Raw genomic sequence first — 14,078 nt, 5'->3', positions numbered from 1 at the left:
CTCTAGGTCAGTTGTCTTTTGCTGCCAGTGACGACTGCCAGAGACTTGCCACCCATTACTCACGATTCACTGCCCAAAAACGATTGATAGTGAATCGCTAAAGCTAAAATATCTCTTCAATAACCTTGTTTACCCTATTTGAGGTGATAAGAGCGAGTGAAGAATATTCGGTGAGTATTCCCCTGTTGTTCGGGTAGACTGATAAAAAACCTCGTATAGTGCTAGGTTTAAGGTTAATGTCTTTAGAATGTCCCAGTCTGAGAATCCCTGCCTCAGTTTAGCCATCAATCGGCTCTCCAAAACTTCCCTTGGGGCAGAACATTTTGCCATTTGGGTGATGAAAGCACCCTGTCCGGGTGGTCACGTTCTGCATGACTGTACGTGGCCTGAAATGTTGACCCAAAAGTGGCTGGCATGGCAGGAAATGTTTTCCCCACGGGGACTCCCTGATGTTCCGCTGGTACATCAGGCAAACCCTCCCGCCTTGACAGTTCCACTCGACGCCCTGAATGTTAACGGTCAAGCACTTCCGTATACGGCTCGTTTGATGCAAGATTTAGGGATTAGCCTCTGGAAGTGGTTATTTGACGGGGAAATTCAAAATAGTTTCGCTCAAAGTCAGGGAATTGCAATTGGGCAGAAAAAACGTCTGCGGCTGCGCTTAGAAATTCGAGACCCAGACTTAATTCCTGTGCCTTGGGAAATTATGCAGCCCGAACCTGGGAAACAAGCGATTTCTCTATCACAACAACTATTGTTTAGTCGTACCAGCAATGCGGTTGACCCGCTTCCACCCCAGCGCTTAGAGCAGGCTTTAAACATCCTGTTGGTACTGGGACACGATACAGAAAGCGAAGTCGCTCCCAGCTTGCAGCTGGAACAAGAAGCGGAGGCGCTGGCTAATATTTTGGAACGCTGCGGACGACCAGACTTACACCCAGATGGCGAACATACTGGTGCAACAGTTCTGTGCCAGGTAGATACGCTTTTACAACCTACAAAAGCAGAATTGATTTCACGTCTGGAAACAGAAAATTACAACATCTTGTTCTATGCCGGTCATGGCGTCCCGGCAGCGGATGGTGGATTATTGTTTCTGCGACCTGATGCCAGGATCAATGGCACGGAGTTAGCCCAGGTTTTGGTTCGCTGTCAGGTGACGCTGGCGGTTTTTAATGCTTGTTGGGGCGCTCAACCAGAGCGGCACAACCAACAAAGTTTGCCGCGCAGCAGTTTGGCAGAGGTATTAATCCATCACGGTGTTCCAGCAGTTTTGGGAATGCGCGACTCGATTGCCGACGAGGAGGCTCTGTCGTTTATTCAGGCTTTTGCACAAGCTCTGGCAGCACGGATGCCCATTGATGAGGCGGTGGCGGTAGCAAGGCAAAAGTTGTTGACGCTTTACAAGTTCAACCAACCAGCCTGGACTTTGCCGGTTCTGTATATGCACCCAGATTTTGAGGGTGAGTTGATTCGACCGATTGGCGAGGAAGTGACGATACTGCCGGTGGATGTGAAGTCACCTGGGCACGATTTATCTACTCCATCTGCCTATCTTCGTCCGTTAGGAGTAACCAGCAAAGTTTCGCCAATTAGTGGCACGAGTTTGCGAGTGGGGCGTAATCCTAAGGGAAACGACTTGGTGATTGAAAAACAGGAAGTTTCTCGGCAGCACGCTGAAATTATTTGCGATGCTCTCCCAGACGGTAAACTTACTTACTTTCTAAAAGATAAATCTCGTTACGGCACGTTCATTTTAAGACCGAGTGGATGGCAGAAAGTCTATCATCCGGAAGTGCCTTTGCAATCGGGAGACCAGATAAAGTTTGGGAGTATGCAGGGTCAAACTTGGGAGTTCATTATTCAAGATAGTACGAAGTGCTAGGGCATGGTAAAAGCGATCGCCCTACAGAATACTGAGTGCTAAATAATATTTACGGAACTCGCCAAAGTGCCGCTGTAGCTACCCCTGCCAAGAACGGTATATCAATACACAGGAGCATCATGATGGCAAGGAAATCAATCGAAGGATTTTATGAGAATTCTCTTTCTCAAGTGCAAGCAGAACTACTAGAGGCACTCCTCCAGCCTGAAGAAGCTCCCTATCCCTGGAATCCTGCCGATCCAAATGTGGAAGCCTATTGGACAGAGCTGGAACAAGGGTTTGAACTTGAGGGATGGTTAGATGAAGAAATTAGTAGGGGGTCGCAAGCACTCTATGCAAAGTTCGATGAATGCTGGGCAAATACAAATGTGGCAGTTGCGCCGACAACAGCGATCGCAGTTACATCTAGTTTAAGCGAGCGGTTTGCTGCCCGCGTTCCCCAAGCTTGGCTGGATGCGATCGCTCACAAAGCCCAACAGGTTGTATCAAGCCCTCTGTCAATCGCAGATCAGATGGTACAGTGCGTTCAAGAGCTGGTGCCGGAATGGGGAGAAGATGTGTTGCAGGTATGGGCGCGTCCTTTGGCTTCCGCTATGCGAGGCTCGGAAGCTGAAATTGCCCGCCCAGTTGAGTGGGATGAGTTATCGGAGAGCGAACGGGCACGGTTGAGTTTAGCAGTTGCCCGGTATGCGCTCAGACAATTCAACGACCTTAATTCTTCAGCACAAAATAAGTCACCTGAGTAGACACTTGATCAGATTTATTCTCTGCGTAATATCGAGCGTAACTTTCGTTTTGATTGGCGCTTAAGAATAATCCCAATGAGTCTCACACAAGGAATCAGGAAGGTGTACTTCGATTCCTGGCTGCCTTATAGTGCCGATCGATGCCAACACATCGATGATGGCATTTTGCCAACAGTTCATTTAATCAGTCATTCTAGAGGCTCCTATGGACGACGTGGGAGAGGATTGGAGGGTTGTTAACGAGGGTCTGCTTATCAGTAGACCCGTCCCCTCTGTATAGATATCGGTCAAATTCTGGTTTTTATGCAAGAACTAGAATTTTTGTTACAAAACATCATTATTTTTTTCTGACCCTGGCAGGCGATCGCTTCTACTGGTTAAGGAGCATTCTGGTCTGGTACAATAATTCCCCATTACTGAATCCCTGGAAAGGATACGCACCAATCGTTAGAGGTATTTTCGCTCTGTTGTTAGAGTAGTTGACACTTGGCGAAGTTAGGCGTTTGAAAAATTTGCTTGCTCTTTGTAAAACACCTCCACTCCGGGAAGTCAACAGCACTTCTTCCTGCTGGCATAGCTAGTTGTTCCTAAGTGAGTAAGTAACTGCAAGATTGAGTATCTCTTAGGATATTCTCATCCGACAGAATGGCTAGCTAAAATAAGGTAGGGGATCGCAATTGTGCAAACATCTCTTGCTATACCAAGTAATGAGAGTCCCCTCGATAACATCCCTATTTAGTGGGATTTATTTAATTGTTCTGCCTGTAAAAGCAAGGGTTGCTCTGCTTTTCACCACTGCATTTTTTTCTCTGACCAATAGTTAAGTGCAGTCGAAAAAAGCAATCTTACTTTACATTAAAATTAGAAGAGATATTTATTTATTGAAAAAAAGTTGACCTAAAAGCCGAGAATTTAACACCCCATGCACCTCAGATTCTCTCAAAATATCAAGTCTCTTCTAGAGAAGTTAGCGAATAAACCGTTAACTCTAGCGGATGTTCTGGCAGAAACTTCTGAAAGGGGCTTTAGTTTAGTTATCGCGTTACTTGTTTTGCCGTTTCTGTTTCCGATGCCACCCGGATTTACTGTCATATTGGGTAGCGGCAGCTTGATATTAGCATTGCAAATGGCTTTAGGGCAACGTTTTCCTTGGCTACCTAAAAGAATTCGCCAGTTTCAATTTCCCCGCTGGTTTGCTCAGCAACTTTTAAAAAACCTGCAACGAGTCACAGGGGTGCTAGAGAAAGTGACTCGTCCCCGGTTGCGCTGGATAGCAGAAAATCCTCAAATTTGGCAATTAAACGGGCTTTGTATTGCATGGCTGTCTGTGTTGCTGATGTTACCCATCCCTTTTACGAATCCGATTCCAACAATTGGGATTTTGCTACTCGTCATTGCCATGCTAGAAGCCGATGGTTTGCTGATGTGTTTCAGTTATGGATTAACTGCTGCGATTACTTTGTTGTTTGCAGTGGCTGCTGGCACGTTCTGGCAAGCGTTGAGTTCGTTGCTGCAAAGCTTGCTTCAGTAAATTCTATAATTGAGGGCTTTCTCGTTCTTCGGGGTTACAAGATAGAAGTGTAAAGGCGCATATCTTGATACCTCTAGAATGATTATTTTTCACTATCTCAGTTAGGCTGTAGGCACCCAGCATTACTTTGTTAAGCTGTATTAAGTAATGCTCAGCTCATGCTCAGAACTCCACAGATGCGCTTGTTGATGCCGAATTTGTCCTACACACCGCCTTGGTTGCTGAGAAATGGTCTGTCAATGACCTTATATACTGCTTTGCAGGCGGGTCGCGAGTGGGAGAAGACGACTGTAGATCCGGAGCCAAGTTACCGGGAGACAACTTTTACAGGTGCCGGAGATGTGCCGATTTATGGCTGGGTTGCTATCCCCGATCGCCCTCACGGTACGATTGTGGGGACTTATGGCATTACCGGCGATTTGGAGAATCAATGGTTTCTGAGACTGTTGGGGCGCAAGGCATTTGCACAAGGTTATGCAGTAGTGCTATTTGATTGGCGTGCCCACGGAAAAACCGCTCAGTTGTCTCCTACCTTGACTTCTGATGGCTTATACGAGGGAGAAGATTTTGTCTACATTGCTGCCCAAGCTAAGGCGATGGGTTGTCCTGCACCGTTCTGGTTCACGGGGTACTCGTTGGGAGGGCAACTGGCGCTATGGGCGGTAAAAGCGTCACAGGAGTTGTTAACCGGGAGAGGACAGGAATTAGGTTTGGAGGAAAGGGAGATTGGCGGGGCTGCGGTGATTTGTCCTAGCCTGGATTCTAACCGTTCCCTATCCTATTTGGTGAAACACCCGTTGGGTAAGTATTTAGAACAAGCGATCGCGCGAGAATTGAAAAGACTGGCTTGGCGCGTTCATCATGCTCATCCTGAAGCCATCGATCCCGCAGCGATTGAGCGGGCTAACAGCATTTGGGGCTTTGATAATGAATTGGTAATCGGGCGATTGGGCTTTCCATCCGTCGAAGCGTATTATGACGCTAGTAGTGCCCTACACCTGTTACCTCACCTGAAAAAACCGACTCTAATTCTGTACGCCGCTGACGATCCGATGTTTGACCCTTCAATTGTGCCTGAGTTGCAAGCGGCTAGCGATCGCAATCCTGACATTACTTTAGTGCTGACGCAATATGGTGGTCATGTAGGCTACATCAGTAGCCGGGAATGTCAGCGTCAAATAGGAGATCCCGATCCCTGGTGGGCGTGGAATCGAATTTTAGAATGGTATAAGGAAATTAAAAACTAAAAATGCAAAATGTAAGAGTTGCCATTTTACATCCTTAATTTTTAATTGCACTACTAACTATGGCGGGGCAGTAAAACGGGTGGCAAAATTTGAATTTCGCGTTGGAGATAAAGCCCGCGCTTTGAGAATTGCTGCGGTCAAAAAGGCATAGGAAATGATTCCCACCACCGCCAACAACAAGCCGCTGACAGCGCCTGTAGCGTTCCACAACGCATGGAGTCCTGATGCTGTCAGATAACCAATCAGCAAAATTGTCCAGCGCTTCTTGGGTTTTAGGGCACTCAGCCCAATGAAATAGCCTAGATAGCCGCTGTAAGCCATGTGTCCTGCCACCGATCCTAAAATTCGGGGAATCAGGAGTTGCAATCCCACCAATTCTCCAGCACCTTCTCCAGCTTGTAGTGTCACATTTTGGATAATCTGGGGGATGTATTGACCCAGTGTTTCCAACAGGGTGAAGCCAACTGCTGAGGCGGTTCCCAGCAGGATTCCATCCAGGGGTTCCCAGACGCCAATGCGATCGCGCAAGGGAGAGCGAAATCCCCGCCCAATTAAATACAATCCCAGCACCGGCAACGCCTTGAGCAACTCTTCCATTAATCCTGCCCCGAAAAACATTCGGATCAGCAAACTGGGAAAGTCAATCAAACTAACCTGTTCCGAACCTCGGAGTACCGCTTCTACGTCTCCGGGCAAAACACGGCGAAAAACATAGATAAAAGCTAGTAAGACAGGACTGACTAAAATCAAGGCGGTTGTGACGGCTGAACCCAGGAGTACCCACCAAGGCTTATGCTTGCCGCAAAGTTGGTAGACAAAGTAATAAGCTGCCCAAGCCAGATAAGCTGCCAGTAACAGATTGAATACCACTGACTCACCGACAGCGGCAAACATCAAGACCACAAATCCGACTGTGACCATCCCCGGTACTAGATAAGCTTTTTTCGTTAAATCTCGTCCGGTGGAAAAAATCGGAAATAACTGGGTAAATGTCACTCCTTCCGGCTGGGATGGCTGCACTGGTGCGAATGGCTGAGACGACAGTTGAGTTCTGATTGAGGGAGTTTGAAACTCAAAAATAAACTCTGTGCCGTTTTGTCCCAACTCAATGCGATCGCCTGCGTGCAAAATTTGACATCCCTGTAGACGTCTCCCGTTCACGTAGGTACCATTGGCACTGTTGAGATCGCAAATTTGCCAATTGGGTGCTACTCCCGACTGAGTAAGGGGACAGATTGCCGCATGACGCCTGGATACAACACCATGTTGGTTAGAATCCAACACAATTTGACAACTGGGTTCGCGCCCAATCACGACCTCCCGATCGAGCGGAAGCAAGTATGGGGGCAGTGGTGTACCAGCAGCACCAGTAGAAAGCAGCCGGAGAAACCCACTTGTGTAGCTCTGGCCTGTCATTTTAGTAGATTGCGAGAAAGCGATTAGCGATAGCTTAGCAATTAGTGGGGAGTTGTAGAGGCTGGGATTCACCCCATCTCTCCGGCTAAAAGCTAACAACTCAGCACATCATCACAAAAAACCCTATCAGAAGAAACCCGATTTCTTGAAGAAACCGGGTCTCAAACTTTCTTAGGTGATTTTTGTTGATTTCTATCACCCTGATTCAATGCTATTTATTGGTGAGAGTTGGCTTCCCGAACTGCGGCATAGAACAGCAATCCAACGAGAGGAATACTGGCAGCCAGGATGAGCCCTGTAGGCAAGTTGCCCAAGTCGGGGTTTCCAGAAGCCAGTTCAAAAATGGAGCCAACGGCAGCGATCGCTGCTACGCAAGAACCGAGCAAAAATACACCACTTTTTGGGGTCATCATGGGCGGTGATATCCTTAAGCTACTGGCTTGACAGCTTGAGCGGAGAAGCCATGCTTTTTCAGCTCCTCATTCAAAGCGATCGCATTTTCCACCCGATCCACAAACAGCACGCCATTGAGGTGATCCATCTCGTGTTGAATAGCGCGGGAGAGGAGTCCAGTCGCCTTCATGGTGCGGGGGCGTCCTTGCTCATCTTTAAAAGCCACTTCCACCATTTCCGGGCGCTTCACGTCGATATAAACGCCAGGAATAGAAAGACAGCCTTCTTGAAACATACACAAGTCGCGCCCGAATTTCTTGATAGTCGGGTTAATCAACACTAAAGGCTGATTAGCGGCGTTATCCGGTTCGGTGTCAATGACAATCAGCTGTTTTTGCACTGCCACTTGGGGGGCTGCCAAACCGATGCCATCTGCGCTGTACATGGTTTGCAGCATCTCCCGAATCAGCTGCCGGATTTCCTGGTCTACCTTAGCAATACGTTTAGCTGGCTGACGCAGGACGCGATCGCCCATATAGTGAATTTCTAATGGCGGTTTTTCTAACTTTATCTTTTCGACGGCAACTTCAGTCGTCATAGCATTCTGGCTCGCAGATACAGCTTATATGTTCAATGGGTGGAGTTTTTTTATCTTAACAGTTCTCAGTTGTTGGCTCCCTTACTGCTTAACTCACTTACTCTCGTCCCCCAACACCTACTTTCATCAACAACGCGCCGAACGCGGTAGCATAAATTTTTCTCCCTCTCCTGCAAATTTCCCCCTCACCATCAGCACCGTCTCATCAAACGTGTGGGGAAATGCTGTGATATCTCCTGGAGCCAAAAGTTCAGGACTAAAGTATATCGTCACGTCTTCAATGGTTTGGGGTATTCTGTTGATAATTTCTTTCAATGGGCATATCTGCGTTGCCACGATATCAAAAAGGTGGAGTTGGGTATCTTTTATCTCCATGCAAGCGATTAAATCCAATTCTTCTGCATAGTATATAGGGTGACTTCCTTCATTGAAGCAAAATACGGCTTTCTCTTTCACCACTCCAACAATATTAGAAACAGGTGTCCGAGTTTCTAATAGTCTGTGTAACAATTTCAAATCTTTGTCATTATCAAAATTCAGTATTCTAAAACCATCCCTGCTACTCCGAGAATCCCATCTAACTTTAAACACGTATTCTTCTAATTTACGAAAACCGAAAGGCGTATAAAACTCTGGGTTCGGTGTTGTCAATACCAGCGTCTCGTAGCGTTTATCGCAATATTCTAGCGCCTCCTCCATCACTTCGCGGTAGTAGCCGCGCCTGCGAAATTCCGTCCTCGTGCATACTCCATGTACTCCCCCCACCGTCACCATTTGTCCCATAATTTGCATAGGAATTTCTAACACTCCTACATGGGTAATAGCTATGCCGTCATGAAAGCGAATAAACGGAGTCGAAGCATCTTCCCAGGATGCGCCTAATTTTCTTCCACATTCTGTTAACTTCCCTATTCCAGGAAATACGATTTCAACTAAGTCAAACAACTTATTACTTAAACTGGAGTCACTAGAGAATGACCGCTTAAAGCGATACTGATTCATAACTTAAGCATAATTATTAAGGCTTTATACTACAAATACTACAACAACTTAGGCTTTCAAGGCAAGTGGTAGCGGTTCGGGAGAGTAGAATCTAATGCAGCCCTAAAATCCACTTTTCAAAGAATGGAACGCCCATGCTATAAACTCTCTGATAATGGCTGTGGTTGAGGAGGAAATTCGTGTTTAAATTCCTGAGTAAACTGGACTACCTGCTGCGCGAAACTTTCCTAGGATTGCGGCGTGGAGGGTGGATGAATTGGGCGGCAATCAGCACCGTTACCGTTTTGCTGTTCCTATTCGGCATGAGTTTACAGGCATCCTGGCAGCTAGAACGCCTGCTGACTCAATTTGGGAGCCAGGTGGAAGTATCGGTATATTTAGATCCCGGAGCGCGGGTGGAACTTGTTGCCCCAATCGTGGGAAAAATGCCAGAAGTGGTCGATGTAAAAACTATTTCCAAAGAGCAAGCTTGGGAATCCTTGGTCAAAGAGCTGGGAATGTCAGAGATTGATGGTGCCACCCAGCAACTCGAAGGGAATCCTCTGGTGGATGAACTAAAAGTAAAAGCGCGGACTTCTGAGGCAGTACCTGTCTTAGCGCAGAAGCTGGGAAAAGTGCCAGGAGTAGATGACGTGCAGTATGTCGATGAGGCGGTACAACGGCTGGCTCAGCTCAATAAAGGTTTGAGCTATGTAAGTCTTACGATTACTACTGTCCTAACGATGACCGCAGTTGCAGTAATTACCACCACGATTCGCCTGATTGTGATGGCGCGACGGCGCGAGATCGAGATTATGCAACTGGTGGGAGCAACGACAGCTTGGATTTATCTACCGTTTATATTACAAGGCATTAGCTTTGGTTTAGTTGGGGCAGCGATCGCTTGGGTTCTGATTGGCACGATTCAGCGTACTTTGAGCAATTTGTTATCAGCCCAACCCGATTTTATTCAATTTCTGGCGAACGGACTGCAATTAAGCCCTCTCCAAGTTTTAATGTTGCCGCTGATTTTGCTTTGTTTAGGCGGTTCAGTCGGCTTAATGGGAAGTTTGTTTGCTGTCCGCCGCTTTGCTTTGCGATAGTTGGCAGTTAAAACTCAAAAATCAAAACTAAAAATTAAAAATTTTTATGGCATCACAATGGGAACGTTTGCTGCAAAATTTAGGGGAATGGCAAGGTTCATTTACCCGTCTCTCCTCTACTGGAGAATTACAGGAAGATACTCCTACCGTTGTTTCCCTAGAAGGTCTAGACAATAACCACACCATTCGCCAAATCATCCGCCGCTTACCACCTGGTCAACCCCCAGACGAGAAAGTTCTCGAATATAGTTCCTTAGGAAAAAGCGTTCTATTTTTTGAAAATGGAGCTTTTTCCCAAGGTTCGATTCAACTCGCTCCTTTTTCCGAATTTGGAGCTGAACTTGGCTTAATTGACGGCAACCGGCGTCTGCGCTTAGTGCAGATATTTAATCGAGACGGTCAATTAGATAAAATTACTTTAATTCGAGAGAAGCTAGCTGATTCAGACGTTCCGGAGCGACCACATCTAACCCTAGACCAACTGATAGGAGAATGGCAGGGAGAAGCAGTAACAATCTATCCAGATTATCGCTCACCCGATACTTATTCCACTACACTCAAAGTTGATTATGAAGAGAGTGGTAACGTAATTCAGCAATTGAGCTTTGGCGATCGCATCTTTACCTCAACTGCAAGAATGAACGGTAACATTCTCCGCTTCGAGCAAGGTTCCCTACCCGTTCAAGTGTTGTTCTTACCGGATGGTGCCTCTTCCAATTGTCCGCTGCAAGTAAAAACGGGTCAATCTTTTGTTCTAGAAGTAGGTTGGTTATTGAAGCCTGATTTGCGTCAGCGAATGATTCGCCGCTATAGCGATAAAGGAGAATGGATTAGCCTTACCCTAGTTACAGAGCGCAAAGTGTAACAAACACAGTTAATCGCACAGAAGCACAGAAAAATTTTTAAATTTGTGAACCTTTGCGTGAACCTTCACGTACCTCTGCGTTTAAAAGATAATTAAAAACTCACCTTCTCATCCTTTGAAACAGTCTCTTCAAACACTGAACCACCCGCTTCAACACGAAGTTTTCCTGTTTTCCAGCCAAGAGAAATAGGGCTATTCCCTTCAGGCGACTTGTAGAGTTCAAAATTTTCAAACCAGTTATGCTGGACGCCGTTCCGGATAAGAATTGGTAGCTCGTTCTTAGAATTATGTGTGATTTTGAGAGTATCGCCAGTTGTTCCTTTGAGCTGCACGGTGCCCGTTGCTATTAAGCTTAAATCTAGCTGAATCTTAGTCTTTACAGCTTTTTTAAAATTTTCATAACTACCCGTCGTTTTTGCTTCGCCTACTTCTAGAGCAAAGCCAGCATATTGATTGTCTGTCGTGGTTACTTTTAATATCTTTTCATCTTGATAAAGCTGCGCCGCTTTCTTATCTTGAATTTTAACTTCAGTAGTAGAAGAATTAAGATTAATTGGATGAATGGCTAACCAAGTATTTTCTAATTTAATAAACCAAAGGTTATCTTCTATTTCCATTTTCGCTGCTTTAGGTAACTGTAAAAAAAAGGATTTATCAGAAGCAGGTCGTAGCCAAAGCGCTAAGTTGCGGTATTGCCCTATTTGATCGCCTGGATTTTTCCCGGACTTCATTCGGTCGTCGCCCGTGTTAACGACAAAATAATCAACCCCTCGCTTAGAATTTTCAGCCATCAATTTGAAAGGGCCAACATCACCATCGCTAAACTCACCGGCTATACTACCCATCTGATAAGTGTTGCCAAAAAATGTAGTTTCCCAATAACCCGGTCGGTCTTCTCCTCCAGGCTTCCAATTTTCATAAACTGGTTTTGTAGCGAGTAGTTCAACCGGCTTCTTAAACTGCTTGCGAGCTAATGCCACAATTGCGAGTGGGGGACGGTAAGCGCTAGTAATGACGTGAATTGAATCGTGTTCTGGTTTAGGATTAGGCAGCGAATTATCCCCAAAATATAGCCAGAGTAAACGAGCGGCAGATGAACCATAAACAACATTACTTTTGTTATAATCTCGCTTCGTTGGCCCTCCAAAACCGCCGTGATAATACTTCACTGCTCCAGCAGCGCAAAGCCAATCAAGAGCAGCGTTACCAAGTTGTTTGACTTCTGGATCTTTGGCAAAATCGTAGAGATTCAGATATGCAGCTAGAGTATGACCGTGGTAATTTTCTGAATCCCACTCGCCCATCCCGATGTGATAAAGTGCCCAGACATATCGCTGAATTTTCTTTTTGTATAACTGGCGCACCTCTTCATTACCCGTTTCCTCCGCCATTAAATAAACCGATATCTCGCGCATCGCTCTAAGATTATCGGTATTGCGCCCATCTACCCAGCTACCGCGCACATCTGGCCCCCAACCATCACCGCCACGACCTCTCCCGTAAATTGGGTGGGGGCGACCATTCGGATCTTGCTTTGTCCATTTTTTTGCCCCGTCAAACATCCGTTGTTTGTAAGAAGAATCTAGAAATTTGCTAAAGAAAAAATATTTTCTAACTTGACCTTTGAGAGTAAAAGAATAGTAATAGTCAATACCGTCAGTGTGGGCGTTATCTTTGGCTTGTTTGTCTTCCTTTTCTAAGAAGGCGATCGCTTTCTCCCGCTTGCCAGCTAAAAAGTCAAACATGGCAAGAGGATATGTTTGCTTTTCGTTTTCCCCACTGTTGTTGTTATATTTTTTACCCGTGTAGTAGCGAATAACCTCATTCGCTCTTTGCTGAAACTCTTTTTCCAGTTCAGGTGTCCACTGGTTCTGAAACTTTCCATCAACGGGTAGCGGCTGAATCTGAACTAAGCCATTTGCATCCTTGCTAATTGAGGGAGAAGCGTCTGAACTGGGTGTATTTGCCTTAGATAAGGGAGTGGTTTTGGCGTTGCAAGCCAATATTGCTACAGCCAGTACGGATGGTATCACCGCGTGACGAAAAATAAAAAACCGTTTCATCAGCAACAGAGGTAATTAAGCTGCTCCGATTTTGCCATAAGTAAAGAGAAGCGATCACGCTTTGGGCAAGATAAACGCGATCGCGCTTTGGGCAAGATGGAAGCGATCGCTTAATAGTCTTCTTTATGTTCTGATTATTGCTTTGAACTCTTCTAAACTTGGGGTAGGTTTTATTCGGTGAATCATGCGGTGACAGTTAGAGCATAAAACAGTAAAATCTTTTGATGGATCTAGCTGAACTTTAGTTTTTTCTAAACTTGAAATTGGAACAATATGATGAGCCTCTATATAGTTTCTTCCAATTTCTCCGTAACGATTTTCAAAATCGAATCCGCAAGCCTTGCATATATATCCATGTATTTCTTTTGCTTTCTTACACAGAGCTTGATTTCTCTCTACTCTTCGATGAATCCTATACTTTGTTAAGTCTTCCAGCCAAACTTCTTCAGAATAGGAATCACTTCCCGGAGCCTCAGAAGGTTGATTTTCAATTAATTCTTCATAGATATTAATAAATCTCAATAAATCTTCAAGCATTTTTTGAGATGATGGTAACGCATCTCTAGAATAATAAGTAGCTAAAATATTACCTGCTTCGTAAGCTTGTCCTAATCGTCTAGCAGTGGTTTCTTTAGGAATTGCTTCAAGCTTAAGGTCAATTTTCTCATAAATATTTATATCAATTTTCGTCAAAATCATCCTTCTAAATATCTTGGATTGATTTCGCAAAACTTCTTTTGAACGTCCGAGTCCGTAAATCTCTTTCTGAGATGCTGTACCTTGAATAAGTGATAGGTAGACACCAGAAAAATCAGCACGAAAAAGGTAGACAACGAAAAAACCAAACCTTACACTTTCTGTGACGAGCTTGTTGAAAATAGCAATCCAAGGGATATTTGCCCATGAGCCGTTTCCTGGGGATGCTTCGATGCTATAAATATCTGGAAGCTTTAGATAAGTATCTAACGAAACTGGTACATCATTTCTCAGATAACTAGCAAATAAATGCTTTTTAAAATTTTCTTTACTAACGATTGAGTACTCCGATAAAACTCTCTCAATTATGTTTTCTAGCATTCGTACTAATTCCTCAGCTAGATTTCATTTATGCTAGTTGTTACCAGATTGGTTCTTCAATAGACCTCCTGCATGAATCAGGAGGCATGTGCCAGTTCGTAGTTCAGCAAGCCAGCAATTAGGTTTAAGCGCAAACCAAATCTCTGCCTGCGATTGCGATAACGTCCTGAAAA

The 14,078-nt window shown here is 45.2% G+C and carries 12 protein-coding genes and 1 pseudogene; 6 read left to right on the top strand and 7 right to left on the bottom strand.

The window, feature by feature from the left end:
- Positions 1-247: 247 nt before the first annotated feature.
- The 4 genes from NDA03_RS12355 (at position 248) to NDA03_RS12340 (ending at position 5,409) form a co-directional block, all read left to right on the top strand.
- Complete coding sequence (locus tag NDA03_RS12355) at positions 248-1,885, top strand: CHAT domain-containing protein (RefSeq protein ID WP_348238150.1); 1,638 nt, start codon at positions 248-250, stop codon at positions 1,883-1,885.
- 119 nt (positions 1,886-2,004) lie between these two features.
- Positions 2,005-2,631 carry a hypothetical protein gene (locus NDA03_RS12350; protein WP_348238149.1) on the top strand — a complete coding sequence of 209 codons (627 nt, stop codon included), beginning with the start codon at positions 2,005-2,007 and terminating at the stop codon, positions 2,629-2,631.
- A 922-nt stretch (positions 2,632-3,553) separates the two neighbouring features.
- On the top strand, positions 3,554-4,162 hold the full coding sequence (locus tag NDA03_RS12345) for an exopolysaccharide biosynthesis protein (RefSeq protein WP_190432632.1): 609 nt from the start codon (positions 3,554-3,556) through the stop codon (positions 4,160-4,162).
- 188 nt (positions 4,163-4,350) lie between these two features.
- Entirely contained in the window at positions 4,351-5,409 is a 1,059-nt protein-coding gene (locus NDA03_RS12340; RefSeq protein WP_348238227.1) for an alpha/beta fold hydrolase, read from the top strand.
- 57 nt (positions 5,410-5,466) lie between these two features.
- On the opposite strand, the gene NDA03_RS12335 is transcribed toward NDA03_RS12340, so the two are convergent.
- The 4 genes from NDA03_RS12335 to NDA03_RS12320 form a co-directional block, all read right to left on the bottom strand.
- On the bottom strand, positions 5,467-6,825 hold the full coding sequence (locus NDA03_RS12335) for a PrsW family glutamic-type intramembrane protease (RefSeq protein WP_348238148.1): 1,359 nt from the start codon (positions 6,823-6,825) through the stop codon (positions 5,467-5,469).
- A 215-nt stretch (positions 6,826-7,040) separates the two neighbouring features.
- Positions 7,041-7,235, bottom strand: coding sequence for a hypothetical protein (locus tag NDA03_RS12330; protein WP_348238226.1), 195 nt, complete (start codon positions 7,233-7,235; stop codon positions 7,041-7,043).
- 17 nt (positions 7,236-7,252) lie between these two features.
- The gene (def, locus tag NDA03_RS12325) at positions 7,253-7,816 is read right to left on the bottom strand and encodes a peptide deformylase (RefSeq protein WP_348238147.1); all 564 of its coding nucleotides are present in this window, start codon (positions 7,814-7,816) and stop codon (positions 7,253-7,255) included.
- Positions 7,817-7,942: 126 nt separating this feature from the next.
- On the bottom strand, positions 7,943-8,818 hold the full coding sequence (locus NDA03_RS12320; protein WP_348238146.1) for a GNAT family N-acetyltransferase: 876 nt from the start codon (positions 8,816-8,818) through the stop codon (positions 7,943-7,945).
- 179 nt (positions 8,819-8,997) lie between these two features.
- Between NDA03_RS12320 and NDA03_RS12315 the strand changes: the two genes are divergently transcribed.
- Both NDA03_RS12315 and NDA03_RS12310 read left to right on the top strand, forming a co-directional pair.
- Entirely contained in the window at positions 8,998-9,900 is a 903-nt protein-coding gene (locus NDA03_RS12315) for an ABC transporter permease (RefSeq protein WP_348238145.1), read from the top strand.
- Between the two features lie 46 nt (positions 9,901-9,946).
- Positions 9,947-10,765, top strand: a complete 819-nt coding sequence (locus tag NDA03_RS12310) for a DUF3598 family protein (RefSeq protein WP_348238144.1) — start codon at positions 9,947-9,949, stop codon at positions 10,763-10,765.
- A 92-nt stretch (positions 10,766-10,857) separates the two neighbouring features.
- Here NDA03_RS12310 and NDA03_RS12305 read toward each other — a convergent pair whose 3' ends face one another.
- From NDA03_RS12305 to NDA03_RS12295, 3 genes and pseudogenes are all read right to left on the bottom strand, one after another.
- Positions 10,858-12,828, bottom strand: a complete 1,971-nt coding sequence (locus tag NDA03_RS12305) for a hypothetical protein (RefSeq protein ID WP_348238143.1) — start codon at positions 12,826-12,828, stop codon at positions 10,858-10,860.
- Positions 12,829-12,951: 123 nt separating this feature from the next.
- The gene (locus NDA03_RS12300; RefSeq protein ID WP_348238142.1) at positions 12,952-13,905 is read right to left on the bottom strand and encodes a DUF3578 domain-containing protein; all 954 of its coding nucleotides are present in this window, start codon (positions 13,903-13,905) and stop codon (positions 12,952-12,954) included.
- Between the two features lie 77 nt (positions 13,906-13,982).
- A pseudogene (locus NDA03_RS12295) lies at positions 13,983-14,078 on the bottom strand (IS5/IS1182 family transposase); the annotation flags it as partial.

The organism is Trichocoleus sp. Lan (genome assembly GCF_039961855.1).
GTDB lineage: Bacteria > Cyanobacteriota > Cyanobacteriia > Cyanobacteriales > FACHB-T130 > FACHB-T130.
The sequence above is the reverse complement of the archived record's forward strand: the minus strand, read 5'-3'. Positions and strand labels throughout refer to the sequence as shown.

What these genes read in the sequence shown, in the direction of transcription:
- NDA03_RS12355 (WP_348238150.1), top strand. Translation starts at nt 248, where the DNA reads ATGTCCCAGTCTGAGAATCCCTGCCTCAGTTTAGCCATCAATCGGCTC.
- NDA03_RS12350 (WP_348238149.1), top strand. Translation starts at nt 2,005, where the DNA reads ATGATGGCAAGGAAATCAATCGAAGGATTTTATGAGAATTCTCTTTCT.
- NDA03_RS12340 (WP_348238227.1), top strand. Translation starts at nt 4,351, where the DNA reads ATGCCGAATTTGTCCTACACACCGCCTTGGTTGCTGAGAAATGGTCTG.
- NDA03_RS12345 (WP_190432632.1), top strand. Translation starts at nt 3,554, where the DNA reads ATGCACCTCAGATTCTCTCAAAATATCAAGTCTCTTCTAGAGAAGTTA.
- NDA03_RS12305 (WP_348238143.1), bottom strand. Translation starts at nt 12,828, where the DNA reads ATGAAACGGTTTTTTATTTTTCGTCACGCGGTGATACCATCCGTACTG.
- def (WP_348238147.1), bottom strand. Translation starts at nt 7,816, where the DNA reads ATGACGACTGAAGTTGCCGTCGAAAAGATAAAGTTAGAAAAACCGCCA.
- NDA03_RS12330 (WP_348238226.1), bottom strand. Translation starts at nt 7,235, where the DNA reads ATGACCCCAAAAAGTGGTGTATTTTTGCTCGGTTCTTGCGTAGCAGCG.
- NDA03_RS12300 (WP_348238142.1), bottom strand. Translation starts at nt 13,905, where the DNA reads ATGCTAGAAAACATAATTGAGAGAGTTTTATCGGAGTACTCAATCGTT.
- NDA03_RS12310 (WP_348238144.1), top strand. Translation starts at nt 9,947, where the DNA reads ATGGCATCACAATGGGAACGTTTGCTGCAAAATTTAGGGGAATGGCAA.
- NDA03_RS12335 (WP_348238148.1), bottom strand. Translation starts at nt 6,825, where the DNA reads ATGACAGGCCAGAGCTACACAAGTGGGTTTCTCCGGCTGCTTTCTACT.
- NDA03_RS12320 (WP_348238146.1), bottom strand. Translation starts at nt 8,818, where the DNA reads ATGAATCAGTATCGCTTTAAGCGGTCATTCTCTAGTGACTCCAGTTTA.